General features: G+C 68.3%; 28 protein-coding genes. 18 read left to right on the forward strand and 10 right to left on the reverse strand.

Annotated features, from left to right (window positions below; all coding sequences use genetic code 11):
* Nucleotides 1-71: 71 nt before the first annotated feature.
* The 4 genes from A6A40_RS30945 to A6A40_RS02070 form a co-directional block, all read right to left on the reverse strand.
* Nucleotides 72-248, reverse strand: coding sequence for a hypothetical protein (locus tag A6A40_RS30945; protein ID WP_167562457.1), 177 nt, complete (start codon nucleotides 246-248; stop codon nucleotides 72-74).
* Between the two features lie 13 nt (nucleotides 249-261).
* Nucleotides 262-1,203: a bifunctional riboflavin kinase/FAD synthetase gene (locus tag A6A40_RS02060; RefSeq protein ID WP_063633890.1), complete on the reverse strand. Its 942-nt coding sequence runs from the start codon at nucleotides 1,201-1,203 to the stop codon at nucleotides 262-264.
* Between the two features lie 130 nt (nucleotides 1,204-1,333).
* Nucleotides 1,334-1,783 carry a MaoC family dehydratase gene (locus A6A40_RS02065; protein WP_012973248.1) on the reverse strand — a complete coding sequence of 150 codons (450 nt, stop codon included), beginning with the start codon at nucleotides 1,781-1,783 and terminating at the stop codon, nucleotides 1,334-1,336.
* A gap of 465 nt (nucleotides 1,784-2,248) precedes the next feature.
* Complete coding sequence (locus A6A40_RS02070; protein ID WP_063633891.1) at nucleotides 2,249-2,836, reverse strand: septal ring lytic transglycosylase RlpA family protein; 588 nt, start codon at nucleotides 2,834-2,836, stop codon at nucleotides 2,249-2,251.
* A gap of 168 nt (nucleotides 2,837-3,004) precedes the next feature.
* On the opposite strand from A6A40_RS02070, the gene A6A40_RS02075 reads away from it, so the two are divergent.
* Nucleotides 3,005-4,039 carry an alpha/beta hydrolase gene (locus A6A40_RS02075; protein ID WP_063633892.1) on the forward strand — a complete coding sequence of 345 codons (1,035 nt, stop codon included), beginning with the start codon at nucleotides 3,005-3,007 and terminating at the stop codon, nucleotides 4,037-4,039.
* A 30-nt stretch (nucleotides 4,040-4,069) separates the two neighbouring features.
* Nucleotides 4,070-5,083 carry a DUF6352 family protein gene (locus A6A40_RS02080; RefSeq protein WP_063633893.1) on the forward strand — a complete coding sequence of 338 codons (1,014 nt, stop codon included), beginning with the start codon at nucleotides 4,070-4,072 and terminating at the stop codon, nucleotides 5,081-5,083.
* Nucleotides 5,084-5,174: 91 nt separating this feature from the next.
* Here the strand turns inward: A6A40_RS02080 and A6A40_RS02085 are convergent, their stop codons facing one another.
* The gene (locus A6A40_RS02085; protein WP_063633894.1) at nucleotides 5,175-6,335 is read right to left on the reverse strand and encodes an AI-2E family transporter; all 1,161 of its coding nucleotides are present in this window, start codon (nucleotides 6,333-6,335) and stop codon (nucleotides 5,175-5,177) included.
* Between the two features lie 124 nt (nucleotides 6,336-6,459).
* Between A6A40_RS02085 and A6A40_RS02090 the strand changes: the two genes are divergently transcribed.
* Nucleotides 6,460-6,984, forward strand: a complete 525-nt coding sequence (locus tag A6A40_RS02090) for a CreA family protein (protein ID WP_063633895.1) — start codon at nucleotides 6,460-6,462, stop codon at nucleotides 6,982-6,984.
* Nucleotides 6,985-6,990: 6 nt separating this feature from the next.
* Here the strand turns inward: A6A40_RS02090 and A6A40_RS02095 are convergent, their stop codons facing one another.
* Complete coding sequence (locus A6A40_RS02095) at nucleotides 6,991-7,959, reverse strand: M14 family metallopeptidase (protein ID WP_063633896.1); 969 nt, start codon at nucleotides 7,957-7,959, stop codon at nucleotides 6,991-6,993.
* A gap of 270 nt (nucleotides 7,960-8,229) precedes the next feature.
* Here A6A40_RS02095 and A6A40_RS02100 point away from each other — a divergent pair, with 270 nt between their 5' ends.
* A complete protein-coding gene (locus A6A40_RS02100) occupies nucleotides 8,230-9,096 on the forward strand; it encodes an N-formylglutamate amidohydrolase (RefSeq protein WP_063636075.1) in 867 nt (288 codons plus the stop codon).
* A gap of 61 nt (nucleotides 9,097-9,157) precedes the next feature.
* On the opposite strand, the gene A6A40_RS02105 is transcribed toward A6A40_RS02100, so the two are convergent.
* Complete coding sequence (locus A6A40_RS02105; protein WP_063633897.1) at nucleotides 9,158-9,478, reverse strand: DUF1476 domain-containing protein; 321 nt, start codon at nucleotides 9,476-9,478, stop codon at nucleotides 9,158-9,160.
* A gap of 179 nt (nucleotides 9,479-9,657) precedes the next feature.
* On the opposite strand from A6A40_RS02105, the gene A6A40_RS02110 reads away from it, so the two are divergent.
* From A6A40_RS02110 to A6A40_RS02125, 4 genes are all read left to right on the forward strand, one after another.
* Complete coding sequence (locus A6A40_RS02110; protein ID WP_063633898.1) at nucleotides 9,658-10,431, forward strand: NRDE family protein; 774 nt, start codon at nucleotides 9,658-9,660, stop codon at nucleotides 10,429-10,431.
* 136 nt (nucleotides 10,432-10,567) lie between these two features.
* Nucleotides 10,568-11,332 (forward strand): phosphoribosylaminoimidazolesuccinocarboxamide synthase, encoded by a 765-nt coding sequence (gene purC, locus A6A40_RS02115; protein ID WP_063633899.1) that lies wholly within the window; start codon nucleotides 10,568-10,570, stop codon nucleotides 11,330-11,332.
* A 54-nt stretch (nucleotides 11,333-11,386) separates the two neighbouring features.
* Nucleotides 11,387-11,629, forward strand: a complete 243-nt coding sequence (gene purS / locus A6A40_RS02120; protein WP_014246942.1) for a phosphoribosylformylglycinamidine synthase subunit PurS — start codon at nucleotides 11,387-11,389, stop codon at nucleotides 11,627-11,629.
* Nucleotides 11,630-11,673: 44 nt separating this feature from the next.
* Nucleotides 11,674-12,312, forward strand: coding sequence for a DNA-3-methyladenine glycosylase family protein (locus A6A40_RS02125; protein WP_063633900.1), 639 nt, complete (start codon nucleotides 11,674-11,676; stop codon nucleotides 12,310-12,312).
* 111 nt (nucleotides 12,313-12,423) lie between these two features.
* Here the strand turns inward: A6A40_RS02125 and A6A40_RS02130 are convergent, their stop codons facing one another.
* A complete protein-coding gene (locus A6A40_RS02130; RefSeq protein ID WP_063633901.1) occupies nucleotides 12,424-13,395 on the reverse strand; it encodes a diacylglycerol/lipid kinase family protein in 972 nt (323 codons plus the stop codon).
* A 199-nt stretch (nucleotides 13,396-13,594) separates the two neighbouring features.
* Here A6A40_RS02130 and A6A40_RS02135 point away from each other — a divergent pair, with 199 nt between their 5' ends.
* Together A6A40_RS02135 and A6A40_RS02140 are read left to right on the forward strand one after the other, a co-directional pair.
* The gene (locus A6A40_RS02135; RefSeq protein ID WP_236783704.1) at nucleotides 13,595-14,437 is read left to right on the forward strand and encodes a UDP-2,3-diacylglucosamine diphosphatase; all 843 of its coding nucleotides are present in this window, start codon (nucleotides 13,595-13,597) and stop codon (nucleotides 14,435-14,437) included.
* A complete protein-coding gene (locus A6A40_RS02140) occupies nucleotides 14,434-15,432 on the forward strand; it encodes a glycosyltransferase family 4 protein (RefSeq protein ID WP_063633902.1) in 999 nt (332 codons plus the stop codon). The genes A6A40_RS02135 and A6A40_RS02140 overlap by 4 nt, the downstream gene beginning before the upstream one ends.
* A 5-nt stretch (nucleotides 15,433-15,437) precedes the next feature.
* On the opposite strand, the gene A6A40_RS02145 is transcribed toward A6A40_RS02140, so the two are convergent.
* Nucleotides 15,438-16,256, reverse strand: a complete 819-nt coding sequence (locus A6A40_RS02145) for a YoaK family protein (protein WP_063633903.1) — start codon at nucleotides 16,254-16,256, stop codon at nucleotides 15,438-15,440.
* 162 nt (nucleotides 16,257-16,418) lie between these two features.
* Between A6A40_RS02145 and A6A40_RS02150 the strand changes: the two genes are divergently transcribed.
* The 7 genes from A6A40_RS02150 (at nucleotide 16,419) to A6A40_RS02180 (ending at nucleotide 21,836) form a co-directional block, all read left to right on the forward strand.
* Complete coding sequence (locus tag A6A40_RS02150; RefSeq protein ID WP_063633904.1) at nucleotides 16,419-17,030, forward strand: LysE family translocator; 612 nt, start codon at nucleotides 16,419-16,421, stop codon at nucleotides 17,028-17,030.
* A 67-nt stretch (nucleotides 17,031-17,097) separates the two neighbouring features.
* Nucleotides 17,098-17,340, forward strand: a complete 243-nt coding sequence (locus A6A40_RS02155; RefSeq protein ID WP_014246949.1) for a type II toxin-antitoxin system Phd/YefM family antitoxin — start codon at nucleotides 17,098-17,100, stop codon at nucleotides 17,338-17,340.
* Entirely contained in the window at nucleotides 17,337-17,762 is a 426-nt protein-coding gene (locus tag A6A40_RS02160; RefSeq protein WP_108546622.1) for a type II toxin-antitoxin system VapC family toxin, read from the forward strand. Before A6A40_RS02155 ends, A6A40_RS02160 begins: the two co-directional genes overlap by 4 nt.
* 172 nt (nucleotides 17,763-17,934) lie before the next feature.
* Nucleotides 17,935-19,221, forward strand: a complete 1,287-nt coding sequence (locus A6A40_RS02165) for a 3-deoxy-D-manno-octulosonic acid transferase (RefSeq protein ID WP_063636078.1) — start codon at nucleotides 17,935-17,937, stop codon at nucleotides 19,219-19,221.
* Between the two features lie 42 nt (nucleotides 19,222-19,263).
* Nucleotides 19,264-20,262 (forward strand): tetraacyldisaccharide 4'-kinase, encoded by a 999-nt coding sequence (gene lpxK / locus A6A40_RS02170; RefSeq protein ID WP_063633905.1) that lies wholly within the window; start codon nucleotides 19,264-19,266, stop codon nucleotides 20,260-20,262.
* Nucleotides 20,246-21,142 carry an LpxL/LpxP family acyltransferase gene (locus tag A6A40_RS02175; protein ID WP_063633906.1) on the forward strand — a complete coding sequence of 299 codons (897 nt, stop codon included), beginning with the start codon at nucleotides 20,246-20,248 and terminating at the stop codon, nucleotides 21,140-21,142. Before lpxK ends, A6A40_RS02175 begins: the two co-directional genes overlap by 17 nt.
* Nucleotides 21,143-21,173: 31 nt before the next feature.
* Nucleotides 21,174-21,836 carry a LysE family translocator gene (locus A6A40_RS02180; protein ID WP_063633907.1) on the forward strand — a complete coding sequence of 221 codons (663 nt, stop codon included), beginning with the start codon at nucleotides 21,174-21,176 and terminating at the stop codon, nucleotides 21,834-21,836.
* A 33-nt stretch (nucleotides 21,837-21,869) separates the two neighbouring features.
* On the opposite strand, the gene A6A40_RS02185 is transcribed toward A6A40_RS02180, so the two are convergent.
* Nucleotides 21,870-22,715, reverse strand: coding sequence for a BglII/BstYI family type II restriction endonuclease (locus A6A40_RS02185; RefSeq protein ID WP_063636079.1), 846 nt, complete (start codon nucleotides 22,713-22,715; stop codon nucleotides 21,870-21,872).
* A gap of 189 nt (nucleotides 22,716-22,904) precedes the next feature.
* Here A6A40_RS02185 and A6A40_RS02190 point away from each other — a divergent pair, with 189 nt between their 5' ends.
* On the forward strand, nucleotides 22,905-26,000 hold the full coding sequence (locus tag A6A40_RS02190) for a hybrid sensor histidine kinase/response regulator (RefSeq protein WP_063633908.1): 3,096 nt from the start codon (nucleotides 22,905-22,907) through the stop codon (nucleotides 25,998-26,000).
* Nucleotides 26,001-26,318: the final 318 nt, after the last annotated feature.

Genomic DNA, 26,318 nt, shown 5'->3' on the forward strand with positions numbered 1-26,318 from the left:
TATCAGACGAAACCACCCGCGCCAGCGGCGATCGCTGCGAGGCAGACCCGCAGACCCGCTGCGCCGCAGCGTCACTTTGCCGGCAGCACCATGCGGATGCAGCGCGACAGCACCGTGTTGCCGGTCATCTCGCGGTAGTTCTGGATGACGACCGGCTCGGCCGCCTTGCACTGTTCCATGCTGGCGAACTCCAGCGTGGTCGGACCGCCCTGGTTCAGGATGAACAGCAGCATCAGAACCCGTTCCATCCCTTTTCTCCCGTCAGCCGGCGGCCAGAACCGCGCGGGCGGCGGCGGCATCCTGAACGATCTGGTCCTTCAGCGCGTCGAAACTTGGGAACTTCATCTCCGGCCGCAGGAAATCGACCATCTGAACCCGCAGATGCAGATCGTACAGATTCAGGTCGACGTCGAACAGGTGGGCTTCCAGCCGGGCCACGGTGCCGTCCACGGTGGGGCGGGCGCCCAGGTTGGCGACGCCCGGCAGCCAGACGGTCTCGCCGCCGCGGTCGATGCCGGCGCGCACCGCATAGACTCCGAAGGCCGGGCGCAGATACTCGCCCAGCTCGATGTTGGCGGTGGGAAAGCCGATGGTGCGACCGCGCTGGTCGCCATGGACGACGCGCCCCTCGATCTCCCAGGGATGGCCCAGCACATGGGCCGCCTCGCGCGGCCGGCCGGCGACCAGCGCGTCGCGCACGCGGGTGGAGGAGTAGACCCCGCCCTCGGCGTCGGACACCGGGCCGACCTCGGTCACGCCGAAACCCTGGGCGCGGCCGGCGCGCAGCAGGAAGGCCGGGTCGCCCGACCGCTTGTGTCCGAACAGGAAATCATAGCCGCAGACGACATGCCGGACGCCCAGCCCGCCGATCAGGATTTCATCGACGAAGGCCTGTGCGGACTTGTGGCGGAAACCGTCGTCGAAATGGCAGACGATCAACTGGTCGACGCCCAGAGCCTCGATATGCCGGATCTTGACGCGGAAGGGCGTCAGCCGGAAGGGCGGGTCGTCGGGACGGAAGACGCTGCGTGGGTGCGGTTCGAAGGTGACGACGGCCGACGGTGCGCCCAAATCGGCCGCAAGGCGCTGGGCGGTGCCGATGACCGTCTGATGCCCGCGGTGCACGCCGTCGAAATTGCCGAGCGCCACGACGGCGCCCCGCTCTTCGGCCGGCAGGTCGGCGGTGTGTCTGTACAGTCGCATGCGCGCCCCGGTGCTGTGGGCGGACCCCGGCGGGTCCGCTTGCTCGGGCGTCTATATAGACCGACGCCGGCGCGGGGTAAACGCGCCGGCGCTGTCCTGCCGCCCGAAGGAGCGGCCGGGCGTCGAAAAATCAGCCGCGGGACGGAACCATCAGCAGCGCTTCGCCTTCCACCACCACGGTCTCGCCGACGGTGCAGACGGTCTTGATGACGCAGCGGCGCTTTTCCGGGATCAGTTCGGTGATGGTGGCGCGGGCGGTGACGGTGTCGCCGGCGCGGACCGGCGCCTTGAACTTCAGCGTCTGGCTCATGTAGATGCAGCCCGGTCCCGGCAGCTTGGTGCCCAGCACGGCCGAGATGAAGCCAACCGTCAGCATGCCGTGGGCGATGCGGCCCTGGAACATGGTGGTGGCGGCGTATTCCTGGTTGATGTGGACCGGGTTGGTGTCGCCGGAAATGCCTGCGAACAGGACGATGTCTGCTTCCGTCACCGTCTTGGCGAAGCTTGCCGTCATGCCGACGGACAGGTCTTCGATGCAATAGCCTTCGGTATCCTTGCGGACCTGACGCACGTCGTCCATCGCAGCAATTCCTCTTTCTCTCGGTGCCTGTTCCGGCGTCTGACGCACTGGCGCCGCGCCGTTCGCTGCAATGCGTCATGTGCACCGCAGCGATGGGAATGGCACCACGTCTCCTCCAAAAATGCAAAAAAATCTCTAACGTTCCGCACAAGACCGCGGTGAAGGCGACCTCGCCCTTCGGAACGCTTGCTCGCAATGGAAGGGCGCATTGCGCGGCCGGATTACTTCCAGCGGAGGGAAGAAAGGTGGAATCTTCGACCGATCAACAGCTTAACGCAAACTCCTCCCGGCTTTCGTCCCTTGCGGCAGGCGGTGGCGCGACTTTTGGACGCCGCTCCATCCCACAATGGCAAAGTCCGTTTCTTTTCAATCGATTGACTGTTCGGAGACTGTTGGTTCGGCGGCGCAATAAACTCCGGTTAGCGGGCGCGGCGAATCGGGAGCCGTCTTCGCCGCACTGCATCATTACTTGCCCGATCCGGAGTGCGACACTGTGTCGCTGCCGGTGCCGCCACTGGTGCCGGCGCTATCGCTGCGGCGGCTTTCACGGTCGGCAACCTGCCGGTCGGGGGTGAGTTGCTCGACCTTCGCCTCGACCTTGTCGCGGGCGGTGTCGGTCGGCTGCTCCGACGGCTTGACCTCGACGGTGACGGGGGCGGTTCCGTCCTCGATCATGTCCAGTTTCCTGGCGGCGGAGCGTGACAGATCGATCACCCGGCCGTCGACATAGGGGCCGCGGTCGTTGACGATGACATCGACGCTCTTGCCGTTGTCCTCGTTCGTAACCGTGGCCTTGGCGCCGAGCGGCAGCGTGCGCGAAGCCGCGGTCGCCTTGTTCTGGTTCATCGGCTCGCCGCTGGCAGTGGTGCGGCCGTGGAATTTCTGGCTGTAGAAGGACGCCTCCCCCTTGTGGACGAGGATATCCTCGCCATCCTCATGCTGCTCCACGCGCACGGGCGGAACCTTGGCCTTTTCGTTCGCCAGCACCGGGACGGCGGTCCCGCTCAGGGTCGTGGCGGCAATCGCCAGGACGATGATTCGCATTGTCTTCATCGGTACACCTCCAACGGCGCACCAACACCAGCCAAGGAAAAGAGTTCCATTGCGGATCATGTCCAAGGTCTCATTGCTATTTCCGGTTTCGTGCGTCTTGATGAATTCGGGTGGATTGTCCGCAGGGGCGCTCTTACAGTCCGAAGTGCAACGTCGAGGGGAGAGAATATGGCCGACGAGTCCGCCTGGACTGCATCCGGGGTCATGCCGGACCTGCGCCATGTGGAGATGCGGTCTGTCGCGATGGCCGACGGGGCGCGGTTGCGGGTCGCCGTCTGGCCGAAGCCGGAACGGGGGCGCGGCACGGCGCTGGTGCTGACCGGCCGTGCCGAGTTCATTGAGAAATATGCGGAGACGGCGACCGCATTGACGGCCCGCGGCTTTCGGGTCGTCGCGCTCGACTGGCGCAACCAGGGCCTGTCGGACCGGCCCCTGGCCAATCGGCAGATCCACCATCTGAGCGATTTCGCGCTGCTGGTCGACGACCTGGATAGCGTGTACCGGCAGATCGTGGCGCCCGTCGCCGCGGAAACCGGCGGGCCGCTGATCCTGCTGGCGCATTCCATGGGCGGCCTCGTGGCGACGCTGGCGCTGGCCCGCCATGCCGGCGACGATCCCGGCCGTTATGCCGCCGTGCTGCTGGCGGCGCCGATGTACGCCATCCACACCGCACCGCTGCCGCGCCGGCTGGCGCGGGCGCTGGCCTGCCTGGGGCTCGCCTGTGGATGGGGTGCCCGCTATGCACTGTGGCAGGGCGATTACGATCCGGCGGAGGCCGTTTTCCGGCCTGACAACAGGATCACCGCCGATCCGCGGCGCTTCGCCGCCTTCCATACCCCCTACGTCAAGCGGCCGGAGATGCGCGTCGGCGGCGTCAGCTTCGCCTGGGTGGCGGCGGCGCTGGATGCGGAGGATGCGCTGGGCCGCGGCGACCTGCCGCTGGAGCGGGTGCGGACGCCTGTCCTGCTGTTGAGCGCGCCCGGCGACCGGGTGGTCCGGGCGGAGCTTCACCGCAGGGTCGCCGCCCGGCTCGGCAACGCCCATCTTGTCGAGTATCCCGGCGCGAAGCACGAACTGCTGATGGAGTGCGACGCCATCCGCGACCGGGTTTGGACCGACATCGACGACTTCCTCGACAGGACGCTTGATCCCGTGCCCGGCCACAAGACACTTGCGCCGTCCGGCGGCTCTGTCGTCGGATAGGCGCCTTCAGGACCAGAGGTGCCCCTCAGCATGACCGATTTCTGGACGGCGTCCGGCTTCCACCTGTTGGCCCGCGATGCCGACAACCATCTGGCGGTGACGCCCGATTTCCTGCGCGCCTATCTGCTGCGGCCCGAGATGCGCCCGCCGGAGGAGGCCTGCGACGCCGAGCGCACGCTGCACGCCGCCTTGCTGGACGATCCGGCGCGGACGGTGCCGGCCCCGCTGCTCGACGCCATCGCCGATGCGGATGCGCGGGAGAATTTCCAGGTCTGGCTGGCCTTCCGCGACCGGCTGCTGGCCGCCGGGACTTTGGAGGGCTGCTACATCCGCCTGTTCCGCGAGGGTGCCCGCGGCGTGCCCGGCCTGTTCATCGACCAGCTGGCCCACGCCATCCTGCGCGGCATCCTGGACGGAACCCCGTCGGGCCTGCGCGCCCGTGCCGGCGAACTGTTCTTCCGCGAGCAGACGGTGTCTGTCGACGACGGCCGCGTCCGCGTCGCCGATGCTGAAACGGTGGAGACCATGGCGGCTTCGGGCGGCTTCGGCTCTCTCGGCCGTCTGGTGGTGGAGGCCGGAACCGCCCCCCGCAGTGTCGATCTGGACATCCTGGACGAGACCAACCACCCGCTCTACTGGGGCCGCGACGCCCGGCACGACACCGTGCTGGACATCACCTTCGCCGCCGCCGGTCTCGACGCGCTGGCCCGCGTGCTGGAGGCCTGGATCGCGCATTTCCTCGGCGTGACGGTCGGCATCCAGCCGGTGCAGAACATCCGCGACGACCGCTGGGTCTGGCATGTCGGGCTCGACAGCTCCGCGACTTCGATCCTCAACGACCTCTACAACGGTGTGGAGGTGGGAGAGGACCGGCTGGCCCGCATCCTCGCCCTGTTCCGCCTGGACTTCGCCGACCCCGCCGCCATGCGCTCCGACCTCGCCGGCCGGCCGGTCTATCTCGGGCTGGCGATGACGGAAGGGCGGCGGCTGAAGCTGAAGCCGCAGAATTTGCTGGTGAATCTGCCGCTGGCTTCGGTGGCGTGAGGGTATCGCTGCGGGTGCCCTCTCCCTAACCCTCTCCCGCGAAGCGGGGGAGGGAGGGACCCGCGAAGCGGGAGGGAGGGGGCAATCGCATTCACCCCCCCAATACCGCCCCCACCGGCTTCAGCGGCTCATGTGCGTCGAACAGGATCTTCAGGATCGCCAGGATGGGCACGGCCAGCAGCGCGCCCGGTATGCCCCACAGCCAGCCCCAGAACAGGATCGACACGAACACCGCGATGGGATTCAGCGATAGCCGCCGGCCGACGATCATCGGCGTCAGGAAGTTGCCCTCGATGGTGGTCAGCGCCACGAAGGACAGGGGCGGCAGCAGGATGGTGCCCAGCCCGTCGAAGGTGAGGACCGACACCAGGAACAGGACGCCGGTCATCACCGCCGGCCCGATGAAGGGGATGTAGTTGGCCACCGCCACCAGCACCCCCCACAGCGCCGGGTTGGGCAGCCCCCACAGCCACATGAGCAGACCGGTGGCGATGCCCAGCGCCGCGTTGATCACGGTGATGGTCAGCAGATAGACGGCGATGTTCTGCTGCAGCGTCGCCGCGACCATGGCGTAATGCACGCGATCGTCGACGTTGCGCATGGTGCCGATCAGCGCCTCCAGCGAATGGCGGCCTCTCGCCAGGAAGAAGTACAGCAGGACCTGCAGGATCAGGACATTGACGATCACCGCTTCGACCTGGCTGACCGCCTGTTCCATCAGCGACGGACCGCGCAGCACCACCTCGCGCACCGGTCCGCCCTCGTTTCCGGTCTCCTTGGCGATCTGTTCGATCTGGCGCGAGGCCTCGCGGGCCCGTTCGATGCCGGCGCGGATGTCGCCCAGCTTGAACTCCAGCTCGTGCAGGACGCGCGGCATGCGGTTCACCCACTCGGCCGCCGGAGCCGACAGGGTGTAGACCGCCAGCAGCACGCTGCCGAACAGTGTGATCACCATGATGGCGGCGCCGATCCCTTCCGGAATGCCGACGCGGTAGAGCGCGCGGACCAGCGGCCGCAGCAGGAAGCTGAGGATCAGCGCCAGCATGATCGGCAGCAGGACTTCGCGTCCGAAATACAGCGCGAACAGCACGGCGATCACGAACAGCCCGACGGCGGCGATGGTCAGCGGGTCGCGGCGGTTGCCGGGCGGGGGCAGGGGCTCCGTCACCGGCTCGGGCGTTCCGGGAAGCGGGGCCTCGGGGGCGGGTGGAAGCGCAGGGGGAACCGAGGCGAGCGGGCTGCGGTCTGTCATCGCGGTGGCCGGACCTCCGAAGGACGGCGCTTGACGGTGGCGCCGGACCCTCCGATCTAGGGGGGTGTTTTGCCGGACCGCGCTTCCTGCGGTCCCGCCCGTCCTTGCCGGAGACCCAGTCGCGATGCGCAGCCCGTTTCCCCTGATGAACGTTTCCGCCGGCCTTTTGGTTCTGGGCCTGCTGGCCGCCGGGTTTCCGCTCCGCTCCGCGGCGGCGGACGAGGTGGTCGGGCGCTTCTCCAACGACTGGACCGGCAACGGGCTCCAGGTGCAGGCCATCGAGGATCCCGGCGTGAAGGGCGTCACCTGCCATCTGGTCGATTTCGACCGCAGCCTGATCGACCGGCTGAGCAAGGGCAACTGGTTCGAGGACCCGTCCAACGCCTCCATCGCCTGCCGCCAGACCGGTCCGATCACCGTCGGCGACATCGAGCTGTCGCAGAAGGGGGAGGAGGTCTTCTCCGAACGGAAAAGCCTGATCTTCAAATCGATCGCCATCCGCCGCATCTACGACCGGCCGAACGACACGCTGGTTTATGTGGTGTACAGCCGGCAGGTGAAGGACGCATCCGCCAAGATGTCGATCTCCACCGTGCCGCTGTTCAGCGCCAACGCCACCTGGACAAAGGGCAAGCCGCCGGCGAAGTGAGGGTGCTTACCCGACGATCCGGCCCAGACGCACCGCCGTCTGGCCGGACTTCACCCGGCGGGCGGGCATGATCAGGACGCAGTCGTCGTAGGGGGTCAGGATGGCGCGGCCATCGTCCCAGCCGATGACGGTGCCGGCGCGGCCGATCACCTCCATGCCGATGAAGGGAGCGGTGAAGCGGAAACGCTCGCTGGCGGCGGTGACGGCGTCGGTGACCTCGACCACCCGCTGCGGGTCGGTGCGCGGGCGCAGGCGCGGACCGTTTCCCTGCCGGCCGATCATGTCCGGATCGGTCATTTCCAGGCCGAGCAGCAGGCGCAGGCAGCTTTCCAGCGCGACCGTCGCCGTCTCTGCCCGCCAATGCTGGCCGCATTCGACCAGGATCGCGGTGCGCGACCCCTCCGCCTCGGCGAAGCTGCCATAGTCGATCAGCCGCTTCCCCCCGGCATGCCCGCCGTCCGCCACCACCCAGGCCGGATAGCCCAGGCCGAGCGCCAGGTCCCGCCCGCGCGTGGTCCGCCCGCACAGGGTCAGCGGAGCCGTGTCCGCGGTCATCGAATGGAGGTCGAGCAGCAGATCCGCGGAATCATAGACCGGACGCAGCGCACGGGCGCGCCGCAGTTCCACGCTGTCGCGCCGGCCGTCGAGATGGTCGGCTGACCACAGCCGGTTGAAATCCTCGTCCAGATAGCGCGAGGCGTAGGGGTTCTGGCGATCGAATGTGGCGTAGGCGGCGGTGTTGGCGAAGACGAAGGTCAGCCGCCCGCGCTTCGGCCGCAGACCCATGCGCAACAGGGCGTCCAGCGCGATGGCGCCCCCCAGTTCGTTGCCGTGGACGAGTGCGTTCAGCACCACATGCGGACCCGGCTCCGCCGCGGACAGGCTGGTGACGTGGTCGATGCCGGTGTTGCCGCGCCGGTAGGGCGCGATGTCCGGCGGCGTGAGTTCGACGGGAGCGAAGAGGGGATCGGTCAAGCGGCAGGCTCGCCAGCGGTGGGGCGCTCCGGTCAGTATGGCGAACCATCCAACGCCGCGCCAGTCCGGCGGCGTGGTTTTTTCGGCTGATCCGGAGGGGCGTAATGTTGCGGCGGCATGGCAGGACCGTGACAGATAGCCGTCGACTGTGGCTTGACGCATGGGTTATAGGATCCGTGTGATCCTGTTTCCATGGGATCCGCAGGATCAATGAAGGCGGCGGTCGAGCTTGCGGTTATCACTGTCTTGGCGTCTGGGCGGGGCCGGTCGATGAGCTTCGTGATCGATGACGTACTTGTCCGCAATGATCCGGTCGGCCATCGCCTGCCGGTGCTGTTCGATTCGCCGCACAGCGGCAGCGTCTATCCCGCCGATTTCCGGGTGGTCTGCCCGCATCCCCTGCTGCGCCAGGGCGAGGACAGCCATGTGGAGGAGCTGTTCGCAACCGCCCCCGACCATGGCGCCACCCTGCTGTGCGCGCTGTTTCCCCGCACCTGCATCGACGTGAACCGTGCGGTGGACGACATCGACCCGGCGCTGATCGACGGCGACTGGCCGGTGCCGCTGCACCCGACCGCGCGCAGCACGCTGGGCATGGGGCTGATCCGCAGCATGCTGCGGCCGGGCGTTCCGCTCTATGACGGCAAGCTGCCGGCTGCGGTGGTGGCCGACCGCATCGACCGCTATTACCGCCCCTACCATGCCCAGATGCGGCTGGCGCTCGACGGGCTGGCGGATCGATTCGGTGCGGTCTGGCACGTCAACTGCCATTCCATGCCGTCGTCGCTGCGGCCGGACGGGCGCGATCCGCTGGCGGCGGATTTCGTGATCGGCGACCGCGACGGCACCACCAGCGAGCCGGGATTCGTCCATCTGGTGGCGCAAACCCTGCGCAGTTTCGGCTATCGCGTGGCGATCAACGATCCCTACAAGGGGGTGGAACTGCTGGCCCGCTACGGCGATCCGGCGCGCGGCCGCCATTCCATCCAACTGGAGATCAACCGGCGCCTCTACATGAACGAGGAGACGCTGGAGCGGCACGACGGCTTCGCCCGGCTGAAGGGCGACATCGACCTGCTGATCGGCCGCATCGCCGATTATGCCGGCCAGCGCATCCTGCGCCGCGCAGCGGAATAGGCGACCCGCCGCCATCCCTGTTCGGGCGGCGGGTCTTCCGGACGGGGCGGCGCCCCGCGGATCAGGCCTGCGTCACCTGCTGGCGCGCCAGATCCAGGAACTGGGCCATCTGCTTCTCCACCCGGTGGTCGGAGATGTCGACTCCGCGGGCGTGCAGATCGGCGCACAGCTTGTCCCGGATGTCGTGAGGGCCGAGGGTGGCGATGTCGGTGTCCACGACCTCGCGGGCGTAGGCTTCCGCCTCCGCCCCGGTCAGCCCCATCAGGGTTGCCGCCCACTCGCCGGCCAGCCGGTCGCGCCGCGCACGGATGCGGAAGAGCAGGTCCTCGTCATGTTGGAACTTGGTCTCGAAGGCCTTTTCGCGGTCGTCGAAGGTCGTCATGATGACCTGCGCTCCTTTATCGGTTTCACTCCCATTCCTAAGGATTATATAGCCGGGAAGCGGTCGCCGTCACCGTCCCGCCGCGTCGCAGCCACGGATATTCCGCGGCGTTTTCCACGGATTGACAGCGATCCCCGTTCCTCTCCCGCGACAAGACGAAACAGCAGACAGGGCAAGGCATGTGCAGCGTGATTCTCCTGCGGCGACCCGACGCAACCTGGCCGCTGGTCGTCGCCGGGAACCGTGACGAGATGGCAGGGCGCCCCTGGCTGCCGCCGGCCCGCCACTGGCCTGACCGGCCCAATGTGGTCGCCGGGCTGGACGAGCTGGCCGGCGGCTCCTGGATGGGGCTGAATGACGAGGGGGTGGTCGCGGTCATCCTGAACCGTTTCGGCACGCTGGGGCCGGAGGCCGGCAAGCGGTCCCGCGGCGAACTGGTGCTGGACGCGCTCGACCATGCCGATGCGGCCGATGCTGCGCGCAGCTTCGCCCATCTCGACATCCGCGCCTACCGCCCGTTCAACCTGGTGATCGCCGACAACCGCGACGCCTATCTGGTTGTCCATCGCGGCGCCAACCCGCGCCACCGGCCGGAGGTGTCGTCGATCCCCGCCGGCGTCCATATGCTGACCGCCTTCGAGCTCGACGACCCGCAGGACCCGCGTACCGCCTTCTACCGCCCGCTGTTCGCGCATGCCGCGCCGCCGACCACCGACGCCCCCGACGCGGAGTCCTTCGCCTGGGGCGGCTGGCCGGAATTGATGGGCAGCCGCATCTGGGAGGGCACGCCGGACGAGCGCGGCGCCATGGACTTCCTGCTCCCCGGCGGCTTCGGCACCTCCTCCAGTTCGCTGCTGGCGGTGCCACGGGTGGAGCGCCCCGACCTGAACCCGATCTGGCACTTCGCCCCCGGCCGTCCGCACGCGGTGCCCTATGCGCCGGTGGAGCTGTGAGGGGCCGGCGGCCGCACAATCCAGCCCTTCCGCCCCCATCGTTGTGTTCGTGCACCCGGCTTGCTATATCACTTGGGCACATTCCTGGGCCGGCAAGCTCGCTTGACCGGTCCTTACGTATTTGGACGAACACGCGATGACACGACGCCGGCGCATCTACGAAGGCAAGGCCAAGGTTCTCTTCGAAGGGCCGGAGCCGGGCACCCTGGTGCAGTACTTCAAGGACGACGCCACCGCCTTCAACAACCAGAAGAAGGGCGTCATCACCGGCAAGGGGGTGCTGAACAACCGCATCTCCGAGTATCTGATGAGCCGGCTGTCCGAGATCGGCGTGCCCACGCATTTCATGCGCCGCCTGAACATGCGCGAGCAGCTGGTGCGCGAGGTCGAGATCATCCCGATCGAGGTCGTCGTCCGCAACGTCGCCGCCGGGAGCCTGTCGCGCCGCTTCGGCATTCCCGAAGGCACGCCGCTGCCGCGCTCCATCATCGAGTATTATTACAAGTCGGACGAGCTGGGCGACCCGATGGTCTCGGAAGAGCACATCACCGCCTTCGGCTGGGCCGGCCCGCCGGACCTCGACGACATGGTCGCGCTGTCGCTCCGCGTGAACGACTATCTGTCCGGCCTCTTCCTCGGCATCGGGCTCAAGCTGGTGGACTTCAAGCTGGAGTTCGGCCGGCTGTGGGAGAACGAGGAGATGCGGATCGTCCTGGCGGACGAGATCAGTCCCGACAATTGCCGGCTGTGGGACGTCAAGACCAACGAAAAGCTGGACAAGGACCGGTTCCGCCAGGATCTGGGCCGTGTCGAGGAAGCCTATCAGGAGGTCGCACGCCGCCTCGGCATCCTGCCGGAAGGCGGACCGAGCGACGTCAAGGGCCCCAAGACCATCCAGTGACTGCCACCCGACAACCACCCCTCCACCTAACACCGTAAAGCGAGCGGACATCCGATGAAGGCCAAGGTTCACGTCACCCTCAAGCGCGGCGTTCTCGACCCCCAGGGCAAGGCCATCGCGCACGCGCTGCACACGCTGGGCTTCGACGGCGTCGAGGACGTCCGCGCCGGCAAGGTGATCGAGCTGCAGCTCAAGAGCACCGACGAGGCGACCGCCCGCAAAGAGGTCGAGGCGATGTGCAGCAAGCTGCTCGCCAACACCGTGATCGAGGACTACGCCATCGAGCTGGTGGCCTGAGCCACCGCTTGCGGGATGTGGAGCGCGGCCGATGAGCGTCGAGCATGAACGCTGATCATCTGGCCGCGCTCGACCCCATTTTCGCCGAGTGCCTGCGCGTCGGCGGCCCGGTGATCCGCGATTTCACCCGGCCGACCGGCTTCGTCGGCCTGCTGCGCATGGTGATGGAGCAGCAGCTCTCCACCAAGGTGGCGCTGGCGCTGTGGGCCAAGCTGCAGCACCGGCTGGGCGGCGCGGTCACCCCCGACGCCATCCTGGCGCTCGACGATGAAAGCCTGCGTGCCTGCGGCTTCTCCCGCCAGAAGATCGGCTATGCCCGCGGCCTTGCCGAGGCGGTGGCGAGCGGCCGGCTCGATTTCGACATCATCCATGATTTGCCCGACGAGGAGGCGATTGCCCAACTCGTCGCGTTGAAGGGCATCGGCCGCTGGAGCGCCGAGGTCTATCTGATGACCACGCTCGACCGGCCGGACATCTGGCCGATCGGCGATCTGGCGATCCAGCTGGGCGTCCAGCGGCTGAAGGGCTGGGCCGACAAGCCGACCGCGAAGCAGCTGATCGAGGTGGCCGAGCCCTGGCGGCCCTATCGCTCGCTGGCGGCGCGGCTGGTCTGGCACCATTACGTGGCATTGCAGGAGCAGGCGAGGGCGGCGAGGGTCGGCAAGGGATTGCCCCCTCCCTAACCCTCCCCCGCTAATGCGGGAGAGGGAACTGCCGCTGCACTCCCGCAAAGCTCCTGCCCCCTCCACCGCGGTAGCGGGGGAGGGATGGGGAGGGGGCCTCCGAGCGATCACTCACCCCGCCAGCACCGGCAACCGCCACCCCGCCAGTGCGATCTCCACCGGCAGCCGCGCCAGCACGTCGCCGTCGCCCTGCACCGCGTCGGCGAACAGCTCGTCACCCGCCGGCCCTTCGATGCGCACGCGTTTCGCCGTCACCACGCGATACTCCGGGAAGCGCGCCAAGCGCCCGGCGGTGACGCCCCAGACATAGCGCAGCGCGTTCAGCCGCCCGCCGCGCGGGAACAGGCAGACATGCAGCTCCGGCTCGGTCAGCCGGGCATCGGGCGCACAGATGAAGCGGCCGCCGTAGAAATGCCCCTTGGCGACGATGACCGACGCCACGTCCTGAGCCTCCCCGTCATCCAGCGTCACGCGATAGCGGTGATCCGGCCGGGTTGCCAGCTGCACCAGCGTTTCGGCCACATAGGCGCCCTTGCCGATCAGCCGCTTCACCCGTGGATCGACCCGCTCCACCACCCGCGCGTCCAGCCCGACCCCGGCCATCAGCGAGAACACCCGCCCATTCGCCAGCGCCGGCCAGATCATCGTCCGCCTCCCGCCGGCAATCGCCGCGGCGATGCACTCGGCATCCATGCCCAAACCCAACTCGGCGGCCAGCACGTTGGCGGTGCCCATCGGCACGATGCCGAGCGGCAGCGGCAGGCCCGCCTCGGCATGGACCGCCAGCCCGTTGATGACCTCGTTGATGGTGCCGTCGCCGCCGGCCGCGATGACGGCATCGACGGCGGCGGGATCGGCCGCGCTGGCGAAGGCCTCCGCATCGCCGCGCTTGCCCGTCGGCTTGACCGTGACCGACAGGCCGCGCGCCTCCAGCCGGGAAACCACCGCGCGCAGCCGCCGCGCCCGCCGCCCGCCCGCCGTCGGGTTGTGGATCACCAGCAGCCGCCGCACTTCGGTCGTGGCATCGTTTCCGCCGCCCGTGCCCACCACCGGGTTCTCGTCCATCAGCACCGTGTCGCGCACCGATTCGCTCTCCCTGACCGGCGCACCAGGCGCCTTCTGTTGCGGAACCGTGAAGGGCAGGCGGCGGTTTCGTTGCAGTAAAACTGCAACATTGTGACGAATGCCCAAATCACTGTGACGAATAGGTGCGGGCGTTCCAAATCATTGTCAAGATATGGTGCTTTCCTTTATACGGCAGTTGTCTTGATGGCCACCGGCCATGGCGACGACGGAGCGGATGATGGACGCCGTCCCAGCGGTCAAGCGCTACCGCAGCATTTGGATATCCGACGTTCATCTGGGAACGCGCGGCTGTCAGGCGGAGCTGCTTCTCGATTTCCTGAAGCATACCGAATCGGATCACCTGTTCCTGGTCGGCGACATCGTCGACGGCTGGCGGCTGAAGAAAAGCTGGTACTGGCCCCAGGCCCACAATGACGTGGTGCAGAAGATCATGCGCCGCGCCCGCAAGGGGGTGCAGGTCTATTACATTCCCGGCAACCATGACGAGGCGGCGCGCGACTATGTCGGCCTGCAGTTCGGCGGCGTGCATGTCGTCGACGAATGGGTTCACACCACCGCCGACGGAAAGCGTCTGCTGATCACCCACGGCGACAAGTTCGACGCGGTGGTGCGCTATGCCAAGTGGCTGGCCCTGCTGGGCGATCACGCCTACGTCACGCTGCTGCACGTCAACACCCTGTTCAACTGGGTGCGCCGCAGGCTGGGCTTCAATTACTGGTCGCTGTCGGCCTACCTGAAGCACAAGGCCAAGACCGCGGTCGAGTTCATCGGCAAGTACGAAGAGGCGCTGGGCGACGAAGCCCGCCGCCGCAATGTCGACGGCGTCGTCTGCGGCCACATCCACACCGCCGAGATGCGCGATATCGAAGGAATCCTCTATTGCAACGACGGCGATTGGGTCGAGTCCTGCACCGCCTTGGTGGAGCACGACAGCGGCGTGCTGGAGATCATCCACTGGGCGGAGGTCATGGCGCGGCGGCTTCCCGCCCCCGGCCCGAGTGCGGGCAAGATCACGGCGAAGGAACGGGAAGCGGCGTGAACATCCTGATCGTCAGCGACGCCTGGCACCCGCAGGTGAACGGCGTCGTGCGCACCATCGGCACCGTACGGGCCGAGTTGGAGGCGATGGGCCACAGCGTCGAGGTGATCGGCCCCGACCGCTTCCGCACCCTGCCGATGCCGACCTACCCGGAAATCCGCTTGGCGGTGGGGGCGAAGCGCCGGCTGTGGGCGATGATCGACGGCATGCGGCCCGATTGCATCCACATCGCCACCGAAGGACCGCTGGGCTTCGCGGCGCGGTCCTATTGCCTGAAGCACGGCAAGCCCTTCACCACCGCCTACCACACGCGCTTTCCCGAATATGTCCGCGACCGCGCGCCGATCCCGCTGGCGCTGTCCTATGCGGTGGTTCGCCGCTTCCACAAGCCGTCCTCGGCGGTGATGGTGGCGACCCAGACCATCGAGGATGCGCTGAAGACCCGCGGCTTCGCCAACATCCGCCGCTGGACCCGTGGCGTCGATACCGAGCTGTTCCGTCCCCGCGACAAGGGCTTTCTCGATCTGCCGCGGCCGGTGTCGATGTATGTCGGCCGCGTCGCAGTGGAAAAGAACCTGGAGGATTTCCTGCGCCTTGACCTGCCGGGCACCAAGGTGGTGGTCGGCGACGGTCCGGCACGGGAAGAGTTGCAGCGCAAATACCCGGCTGTCCATTGGGTCGGCGCCAAGCATGGCGAGGAGCTGGCCAAGCATTACGCCGCCGCCGACGTCTTCGTCTTCCCGTCGCGCACCGACACCTTCGGGCTGGTCCTGCTGGAGGCGCTGGCGTCGGGCGTGCCGGTGGCCGCCTATCCGGTGCCGGGACCGCTTGACGTGGTCGACGGCTCCGGCGCCGGCTGCCTGGACGTCGATCTGAAGCGGGCGGTGGAAGGCGCCCTGACGATCCCGGCGCAGACCTGCCGGGACTATGCGCTGGGTTATTCCTGGCGCCGCTCGGCCGAACAGTTCCTGTCCAACCTGCGGCCCTTCTCGTAAATGCGTCAGGTCAGCGGGGGCGGCGCTTCGCGGTGCCGTCCTCCGCCGTTCGCCCTGACCCGCTGGCGCAGCAGCAGCCGCGTCCGCGTCCGCGCGTCGTCCACCATCGGCACGATCGCCAGCAGCACCAGGAATGCGGCCAGCGGCACCGTCGTGACGTAGCCCACATATTTGAATCCGGCGGCACCGACCACGCCGCCCAGGCAGAAGGCGCCGAGCAGGGCCACCAGCAGCCCCAGCCGCGGCCAGTTGGTGCGCACCGGCTTGTAGCGTTCTGACTCGGTGCCGAGATTGATGTAGACCAGCTTGCCCAGCTCGATCCCGATGTCGGTGACGATGCCGGTCATGTGGGTGGTGCGGATCTCCGCATTGGAGATCTTGGTGACGATGGCGTTCTGCAGCCCCATGATGAAGCACAGCAGCAGAACCGTCACCGGCACGAACAGGGCCCGATGGTCGTCCAGGCTGTTGCCCAGCAGCCCGAAGCCCAGCAGCAGCAGCGCCTCCCAGAACAGCGGGTAGGCATAGGCGCTGTGCATCCTGTGGTGCCGCCCCCAATTGACGAGGATGGTCGAATAGGCCGCCCCCGACACGAAGGCCGCCACCGACGCCATCCCCGCCGCCGCCGTCACGAGGTTCCCCAGGATCAGGTTGTCGGCGATGGACGAGACGATGCCGGTCATGTGCGAGGTGTATTGCAGCACCGCCAGCAGCCCGCCCGCATTGATCGCCCCGGCGACGAAGGCCAGCGATACACCGAGATGGACGTTGGCCCGCCTGGTTCGCTTGCTCTCCGAAAGCGTGCGCAGATATGAAAAAGGCATGCATCACCGCGAGGCGGAGGATTTGGATCAGGATAGCGGACGGACGGGGCGGGGGACAATGCGACGGGATGGGCTTTCCCGTCTCGCGAAACCGATCCCTTGGCGATGGACGCGGGCCATGGTTCCATTCTGCTCTCCCCCATCGGCGCGAGATGTCCGCTCATGAGCCCCGAATTCCTCGTCACCTCCCTGATCGTCGTCGCCTCCCCCGGCACAGGGGTGTTGCTCACGCTGGCGGCCGGATTGTCCCAGGGCGCGCGGGCCAGTGCGATCACGGCGTTCGGCTGCACGCTGGGGATCGTGCCGCACATGGCGGCGGCCGTTCTCGGGCTGGCGGCTCTGCTGCACACCAGCGCCGTGGCCTTTCAGGGGCTGAAGATCCTGGGCGTGCTCTATCTGCTCTACATGGCCTGGGCGACGTTGAAGGAGCAGGGGGCGCTCAACGTCGAGGCGGAGGCGGCGCGGCTTCCGGCCGGGCGGATGATCCTGCGGGCGGTTCTGGTCAATGTCCTGAACCCGAAACTGTCGATCTTCTTCCTGGCCTTCCTGCCGCAGTTCGTCACCGATGCCGATCCGCAGCCGCTCGCCCGCATGCTGGAGCTCAGCGGCGTGTTCATGGCGCTGACTTTCGTCGTGTTCGTCGTCTACGGCCTGTTCGCGGCGGCGGTGCGCGATCAGGTGGTCTCCCGCCCACGGGTGATGGCCTGGATGCGCCGCAGCTTCGCCGCCGCCTTTGCCGCGCTGGGGGCGAAGCTGGCGCTGGCGGAGCGGTGAGATGGGAATTGGAGACCATGACGAGCTGGACTATATCTGACCAATCATCTGGTCAGGATGCCCGGACATGAACATGATCCCCCTTGCCGACGCCAAGGCCCATCTCAGCGATCTTGTCGCGCAGGCGGAAGCGGGAGAGACCGTCTGCATCACCAGGCGCGGAAAGCCTGTCGCCCGGTTGACGGCCGTGCAATCCGCTCGCCGTCCGATTTCCCTGGCGGAGCTGCAGTCGGTCACGAATTCTATGCCGATGCAGTCTGAAGATGCCGGGGATTTCGTCCGCAACATGCGTGACGGCGACCGGTATTGATCCATTATCTCGATACGTCTTTGGTGGTTGCCGCACTGACGAATGAAGCTGCGACGGCGCGCATCCAGGTCTGGCTGCACCGGCAGGATCCCGCCGGTCTGTTGATCAGCCCATGGGTCATGACGGAGGTATCGTCGGCATTGGCGATCAAGCTGCGCACCGGGCAGCTTGCTGCCAATCATCGCGCGGCGGCGTTGGCATTGTTCACGCGGCTTTGCGCAGAGACCTTCACCATTCTTCGGGTTGAAGCTGCGCATTTCCGAACTGCGGCCCGGTTTGCCGACCAGCACATGCTTGGCCTGCGGGCTGGCGATGCCCTGCATCTTGCCATCGCGGCGGAAGCCGGGGCTTGCCTGTGCACGCTCGACCGCCGCTTGGCGGAGGCGGGGCTCGCGTTGGGGATCGAAACACTTTCGCCTTGATGACCAACAGTTCCGCGGAGCCCCGACCTGCCAGCCACGCACCCCCATCGAACCGGCCCCTGTTACGGAACGGTTGCCGCGTGCTAAGGTGCCGCCGGGCGCGCTGCCGGTGGTCCGTATCAGGGGGACCGGCAACGCGCCCGTTGTCGTCCGTCTCCTGTTCCGGGCCTTGATGCTGCAATCCCTTTACCGTGGCCTGACGACCGTCGCCGGGCCGGCGGTGCGCCTCTATCTCGACCGCCGCCGCGCCGCGGGCAAGGAAGACCCCGTGCGTCAGGCGGAGCGGTTCGGCATGCCCTCGCGCCCGCGGCCGGCCGGACCGCTGGTGTGGATCCATGCGGCCAGCGTCGGCGAGGCGAATTCGGTCCTGGTCCTGATCGGCCGGCTTCTGGACGACGCGCCCGGCCTGACCGTGCTGATGACCACCGGCACCGTCACCTCGGCAGAACTGATGGGACGGCGCCTGCCCGAGCGGGCGATCCATCAATATGTGCCGGTCGATCTGCCGGATGCCGTCGACCGTTTTCTCGACCACTGGCGCCCCGACGCGGTGCTGTGGACGGAATCGGAGATCTGGCCGAACCTGCTGGCCGGCATCCGCGCCCGCGCCATCCCCGCCGCCCTGGTCAACGCCCGCATGTCGGAGCGCAGCTTCGCCCGCTGGCGCAACGCACCGGCCTTCGTCGGCGGGCTGCTGTCGACCTTCCAGATCACGCTGGCCCAGACCGAAGGCGATGCGGAGCGGCTGCGGCGGCTGGGTGCCGCGGGCGTCGCCAGCGTCGGCAACCTGAAATTCTCCGCCGAGCCGCCGCCCGCCGCCGCCGATGCGATGGAGCCGCTCCGCGCGGCGCTGGCCGGCCGGCCGGTCTGGCTGCTCGCCAGTTCCCATCCGGGGGAGGAGGAGATCGCCGCGGCGGTCCACGCGGCGCTGGCTCCGGCTCTGCCCGGCCTGCTGACGATCATCGTCCCCCGCCATGCCCATCGCGGCGAGGCCGTTGCCGAGCTGATGCGGTCGCGCGGCTTGCCGGTGCTGCGGCGAACGGACCGCCTCCTGCTGCCGGGGCCGGAGCATGCCGTCTATGTCGCCGACACGATGGGCGAGCTGGGACTGTTCTACCGCGCGGCCCCGGTTGTGTGCATGGGCGGCTCCTTCATCCCCCATGGCGGGCAGAACCCGGTGGAGCCGGCGCAGCTGGGCTGCGCGGTGATCTACGGTCCGCACATGTTCAATTTCGGCGAGATCACCCACATGCTGGAGGCCGCCGGCGGCGCCCTGCCGGTCGCGGATGGCGAGGCGCTTGCCCGCGAGATCCGGCGGTTGCTGACCGACGACCATGCGCGCGACCGCATCGTCGCGGGGGCGGCGCGGGTGACGGCGGACAACCGGCGGATCATCGACCGCGCGCTGTCCGCGCTGTCCCCGCTGCTGGGCACCGCCGGCATCCCGACCGCCGCCTGAAGGATGAGCGTGAGGGGATGAACGTGAGGGGATGACTGGCCCGTGAAGACCCCCGCCTTCTGGTACAGGCCGCCCGGCTTGGCATCCTCGCTGCTGGCGCCGCTTGGCGCCCTCTATGGGCTGGCCGGACGGCGGCGCATCGCCGGGACCGTTCCGCAGCGCGTCGCGGCGCCGGTGGTCTGCGTCGGCAATCTGGTGGCGGGCGGCGCGGGAAAGACGCCGGTCGGGCTGGCGCTGATCGCCGCACTGCATGCCCGCGGCGTTCCCGTCCATGCCCTGACCCGCGGCCATGGCGGACGGGAGGCCGGGCCTCTGCAGGTCGATCCCGCCCGCCATACCGCGGCCGATGTCGGCGACGAGGCGCTTCTGCTGGCCGGCGCCGCGCCCTGCTGGGTGGCGCGCGACCGCGTGGCCGGTGCGCAGCGCGCGGTCGCCGCCGGGGCGGGGGCCATCGTCATGGATGACGGGTTCCAGAACCCCGCCCTGCACAAGGATCTGGCCCTGATCGTCGCCGATGGCGCGGTCGGCTTCGGCAATGGGCGGCTGGTGCCGGCGGGACCGCTGCGCGAACGGGTGGCCGACGGCCTCGCCCGCGCCGATGCGCTGGTGATCCTGGGGGAGGACCGCAATGGCCTCGCGGCGCTGGCCGGCGGGCGTCCGGTGCTGAAGGCATGGCTGGAGCCCGATCCCGCCGCCGCCGCCCGGCTCGCCGGCCGCGACGTCCTGGCCTTCGCCGGCATCGGCCGGCCGGAAAAGTTCTTCGCCACGCTGGACGCGCTCGGCGCCCGCGTGGTGGAGCGTGCGCCTTTCGCCGACCACCATCCCTACCGCCCCGCCGAGCTCGCGGCTCTGATCGCCCGCGCCGCAGCGACGGGCGCCTTGCCCGTCACCACCGCCAAGGACGCCGTGCGTCTGCCGCCGGAACTGCGGGGCAGGGTGGAGGTGCTGCCGGTCGCGGTGCGCTGGGAAGATGAGGGGGCGCTCGCCACGCTGCTGTCCCCTGTGCTGTTGAAAGGAAGCTCCGATGGCCAAGCCGCGTAGCCCGCTGCAGCAATGGCTGACGCGCCATGTCGGCTACAAGCTGGAGGCGGCGCTCGTCCATGGCGTCTGTGCGCTGTTCCGGGCGCTGCCGCTCGACCGCGCGTCGGCGCTCGGCGGCTGGATCGGGCGCACGGTCGGGCCGTTGTTGCCCAACAGCGCCCGTGCCCGCCGCAATCTGACCCGAGCCTTTCCCGAGAAGAACAAGGCGGAGATCGACGCGATCCTGCGGGGGATGTGGGACAATCTCGGCCGCACCATCGCCGAATATCCGCATCTGGAGCAGATCGGCCGCGAACGGATCGAACTGGTCGGCATCGAGCATGTCGACATGCTGCGCGAGGACGGCAAGGCGGGCATTCTGGTCTCCGGCCATCTGGCGAATTGGGAGGTGCAGTCGGTCACCGCCCGCCTGCATGGGTTGGAGTTGGGGCTGGTCTACCGCGCGCCCAACAACCCCATCGTCGGCGAGTTGCTGGTGAAGCTGCGCGGGGCGGCGACCGGCACCCAGATCCCCAAGGGGCCGGACGGCGCACGCATCCTGCTGCGGCACCTGACCGGCGGCGGCCATGTCGGCATGCTGATCGACCAGAAGATGAACGACGGCATTCCGATCCCCTTCTTCGGCCGCGACGCCATGACCGCACCGGCCGCCGCCATGCTCGGCATGAAGATGCAGCTGCCGCTGTGCCCCGCGCGGACCGAACGGCTGGAGGGCGCGCGGTTCCGCGTCACCGTCCTGCCGCCGGAGGAATACCCGACCAGCGGCGACCGCAATGCGGATGCGCGAATTCTGATGGAACGGCTGAACCGTCTGTTGGAGGATTGGATCCGCGACAAGCCGGCACAATGGCTGTGGATCCATCGCCGCTGGCCGGATTGACCGCGTCCCCATCGCCCGAAGGCCCGCTGCCATGACCCTGCCGCTCGATCCCCATCTGCTGCAACTCTACATGATCGCCGTCTGTGTCCTGGTCCTGGCGCCGGGACCGGATTCGCTGCTGGTGCTGACCCGCAGCATCGCCGACGGCCGGCAGGCCGGGGTGGTGGCGACGCTGGGCATCTGCGTCGGCAACATGGTTCATGCGCTGCTGGCCGCCGCCGGCATCTCCGCCCTGATCGCCGCCTCGACCACGCTGTTCGACCTGCTGCGCTATGCCGGCGGCGCCTATCTGGCGTGGATCGGCCTGCGGTCGCTGTGGAGCGTCTGGACGAGCCGGGGCGCCGAACCCGCGCCGGCCATCGAGGCGCCGCCCTCGGCCCGCCCCGGCCGCGTGTTCGTCCAGGCGCTGCTGACCAACCTGCTGAATCCGAAGATCATCCTGTTCCAGCTGGCCTTCGTCCCGCAATTCATCGCCCCAGCCCTGGGCAATGTGGCTCTGCAGACCTTCATCCTCGGCAGCATCATCTCGGTGCTGGGCGGCCTCTATCTGGCAGGCGTCGCCGCCCTCAGCGCCGGCGCCGCCCGCCGCGTGCTGTCGAGCCCGCGGGTGCGCACGGCGCTGGACGGCATCGCCGGGGTGCTGTTCCTGGGCTTTGCGGTGAGGCTGCTGCTGACGGACCGGAAGTTCGCGTGAGGGGCGCGTGAGGGGAAGGCTGGCCCCCGACCCTCACCAAAGATCGTCCTCGTCCTCCGCCCCGGTGTCGACATCGAAGGTCGCGGTCTGGCGGACGACCGGGTGGCTGTCCTTCCACTCATCGAAATCCGACACCACAGCGGGGCGGATGCCCAGCGCCAGCACCGGGCAGCCGCCGCCGCGGCCGGCGTCCAGCCGGTAGAGCAGCTTCTTCATCCAGGTGGTGCTGGCGCCGTACTTGTTCTGGAAGTTCTTCATCTCCACCCGCCGCGCCACCTCGGTGAACAGCGGGATCAGCTCGGCGCTGCGGGTCAGCAGGACGCCGGCATTGATGATGCCGCATTCGTAGAAAGTGCGGGCGGCGTAGAGGTCGCGGTCGAAGGTCTGGTCCTTGCTGTTCCATTCCAGGTCGAAGGAGACGCGCCCCTTCACGAAGTCGATCTTGTGTCCGTCGATGAAACCGTTGACCTTGTACAGCTCCTCGCGCTGGCGCTGTTCGGTCACGGTCTGGCCTCGGTTCTTGCCGGCTATGCGGCGCTTCTCCTCGTGCGTCACGATCATCTTGGTGATGAACAGGTCGCCGCGGATGCGGGTTTCGTTCCAGCCCAGCGGGTTCAGCATCCGCTCCATCGTCTTGGCGATCTGCGACTTGTTGCCGCCGGATGCCACGATGTCCTCGGTGCGGATGCGGAACTCCATCAGCCGCTCGGTGATCTCGCGGAATTCGGCCGTGCAGGCATGGGCCAGGATGCGGGCGGCGTTGCGGTAGCTGTGCACCTCGTACAAATCGAGGAAGCCCGCCGGGAACAGGTCGCCCAGGTCGGGATCCCGCGCCTCGATCAGCGGGGCCTTGTCGTGGATGCAGGCAAGCAGGGTCATGACGGCACATGCGCGATGGAAAAACGGCGCCACCATGGCGGCTGCCGCCCGGCAAATCCACCCTTTCCGCCGGACATTGCGGTCTCGTGGTCACGATCGGGGCCGAACTGGCGACCATTCCCGCACCTATGATAAGGTCGCCCGCGCGCCGGGGTGGAAAATGAGCGGCAAGTTCGCCGGGGGACCGTAATGAGCGACGAATTCCTGTTCGCGGAGGAGGAGCCTGCCGTAGAGGCGGCGGCGGAGGCCGCCGAACCGGTCGAACCCTGGCTGATCCTGATCGTCGACGACGACCCCGCCATCCATGCCACCACCAAGATGGTGCTGCGTGGCTTCACCTTCGAAGGGCGTCCGGCACAGTTCCTGTCGGCGGCCACCGCGGCGGAGGCGCGCGGGGTGCTGCGCGACAATCCGGCCATCGCGGTGATCCTGCTGGACGTCGTGATGGAGTCGGACGACGCCGGCCTTCGGCTGGTCCGCTACATCCGCAACGAGCTGAGCAACCGCCGCGTCCGCATCATCCTGCGCACCGGCCAGCCGGGACAGGCGCCTGAACGCGACGTCATCCTCAGCTACGACATCAACGACTACAAGTCGAAGACCGAACTGACGGCGCAGAAGCTGTTCACCTCCGTCGTCGCGGCACTGCGCGGCTACCAGGACATCACCGCGATCGAGGACCACCGCGAGGGGCTGGAGCGCATCCTCGACGCCTCCTCCACCCTGCTGGGCCAGCGGACGATGGCGGAATTCGTGCGCCATGCCGTGGCGCAGATCGTCGGCGTCTGTCCGCCGGGGGACGGGGTGGCGCTGGTCAGCCGTCTGTCGGGTGGCCCGTCCGATGGGCCGCGGCCGGGGGAACCGCTGGTGCTGGGCGGCGCCGGACGCCATGCCGGGATGGAGGGGACCCCGCTGTTCCTGGCCCTGCCGCCCGACGCCGTGCAGGCGGTGACGGCGGCGCTGGCCGACGGCCGCAACCGGTTCGAGCGCGGGCACAGCGTTCTGATCTTCCGCTCCGCCACCCGGCGGCACGACACGGCGGTCTATCTCGGCCATTACCGGGCGCTGACGACGGACGAGCGGCGGCTTCTGGAGGTTTTCTGCGCCAAGGTCGCCATCGGTTTCGACAACGTCCACCTGTACGAGGAACTGACCGAACTGAACCGCAGCCTGGAAGGCCAGGTGGCGGAGCGCACGCGCGACCTCGTTGCGGCGCGCGAAGCGGCGGAGGCGGCGCGATCGGAGGCGGAGGCGGCCAACCAGGCGAAGTCGCTGTTCCTGGCGACCATGAGCCACGAGATCCGGACGCCGATGAACGGCATCCAGGGCATGCTGGAATTGCTGGAGCACACCAGCCTGACCGGCGACCAGCGCGAATTGGTCAGTGTGGTGCGGGAATCGGCCGGTGCGCTGCTGACGATCATCAACGACATTCTGGATTTCTCGAAGATCGAGGCCGGGCGGCTCGACCTGGAGCGGGTGCCGGTGGCATTGGCGGGGGTGGTGGAGGGGGTGGCCGACACGCTGGCCCCCGGCGCGCGGGCGAAGGGCCTGTCGCTGGTCACCTACGTCGATCCCGACCTGCCGGCGGAGGTCTTGGGTGACCCGGTCCGCATCCGGCAGGTGCTGTTCAACATCGCCGGCAATGCGGTGAAGTTCACCCAGTCCGGTTCGGTGACGGTGCGGGTGGAACTGACGCACTTCGACGGCGACCGCGTCATCATCCGGGTCGCGGTGACCGACACCGGCATCGGCATTTCGCCGGAGAACCAGATCCGCCTGTTCCGCCCCTTCACCCAGGCCGAGGTGTCGACCACCCGCCGGTTCGGCGGCACCGGTCTCGGGCTGTCGATCTGCCGGCGTCTGGCCGAACTGATGGGCGGTGACATCGGCGTCACCAGCGAGCTGAATGCCGGCTCCACCTTCTGGTTCACCTTCGCCGCCGATCTGGTCCAGCAAGAGGATGACGCCTCTCTTCTTCAGCGGGCCCCGCTGCAGGGCGTGACCGTGCTGCTGCTGGCCGCGGATGCGGAGGAGCGCGGATTCCTTGCCCGCTACCTGAACGCCGACGGCGCCCAGGTGGTGGAGGCGGCGGATGCCGACGCGGCGCTGCGCACCTTGCTGCCCACCGCCGCCTGCGACGTGCTGGTCTCCACCGTGGGCTCCGACGGCGCGGCACTGGATCACGACCCGCGTGGCCGCGTGCGTGGCCGCGTCCTCATCGGTGGCGACGCGATGACGGCCGGCGACACGGCTGCGCTGGGCTCCTCCGGGGGCGCAACCGTCGTCCTCGGCCGTCCGGTCCGGCGGACCAGCCTGATCCGCGCGGTTCTGGCGGCCGCCGGACGCATGCCGGCGGGTGAGGGCGGACGGGCCGACCTGCGGCCTGAACCGGAACCCGCCGCTCCTGCCGCCGGCCGGCGGCGGCTGCCCACGGTGGAGGAAGCGCGGGCGCAGGGCCGCCTGATCCTGGTGGCGGAGGACCACCCGACGAACCGGCAGGTCATCCAGCGCCAGTTGACCCTTCTCGGCCATGTGATGGAAACGGCGGAGGACGGCGCTCAGGCGCTGGAGCTGTGGCGGGCCGGCGGACATGGCCTGCTGCTGACCGACTGCCAGATGCCGGAGATGGACGGCATGGAACTGGCCCGCAGCATCCGCGCGGGGGAGGCGGGCGGGGGAGGCCTCCGCCTGCCCATCGTCGCCATCACCGCCAACGCGACGGAGAACGAGGCCCAGCTTTGCCTGCTCGCCGGCATGGATGACACGCTGGCCAAGCCGGTCAGTCTCGCCGATCTCCGCCGCGTGCTCGACCGCTTCCTGCCTCCTCTCGATGGTGACGTCTGGGAGGGGGAGGAGCCGTGCGAACCGTCGCAGGACCTGCCGGCAATGACCGCGGAGTTGCAGCAACCCACCCTGGAACCGGCACTGCAGCCGGTATCCGCCGCCGCCGATCTGCCGCCGCTCGACATCGGGGCACTGACCGCGCTGTTCGACGGGGACGCCGACTTCGTGGGGCATCTGCTGGGCGAGTTCGTGACCTCCAACAATGCCTCCCACCGATGGCTGACCGATGCACTGGCGGGGGAGATCTGGGACGAGGTGCGGCAGGCCGCGCACAAGCTGGCCGGCTCCTCCCGCACCGTCGGCGCCCGCGACCTCGCCGCCGCCGCCGATGCGGTGGAGATGGCGGTGATCGACCGCCGGCTGGACGGCATCGCCGCCATGGTCGCGCGCGTCGGCGTCGAGCTGAACCGCGTCGTCGCCCACATCGAGGCTGTCTGATCCTCCAGCCGCGCGGGCTGCGGTATCCGGTCTGCAATCCGCTAAGCTATTGGAACGTACAGAACTTGGCGTCATCCCCGCGAAGGCGGGGATCCAGGTAACTCCGCAAACAAGCGGCTGAAGCGGATGGATTCCCGCCTTCGCGGGAATGACGGCCGAAAAGAGTTCTCCATCCTTCCGCCGACGCTTCCTCGCGACGGAACAGGGGCGTGCCATAGCCGCCCTCACAGGCTGTAACGAACCCGACATGGCAGCCCGCTTGTCGCCTTTGCGACAAGGCTGCGATTCATCGCATCTCCTTGAAATTATGAACATTTT

The organism is Azospirillum humicireducens, from assembly GCF_001639105.2.
GTDB classification, from domain to species: Bacteria; Pseudomonadota; Alphaproteobacteria; order Azospirillales; family Azospirillaceae; genus Azospirillum; species Azospirillum humicireducens.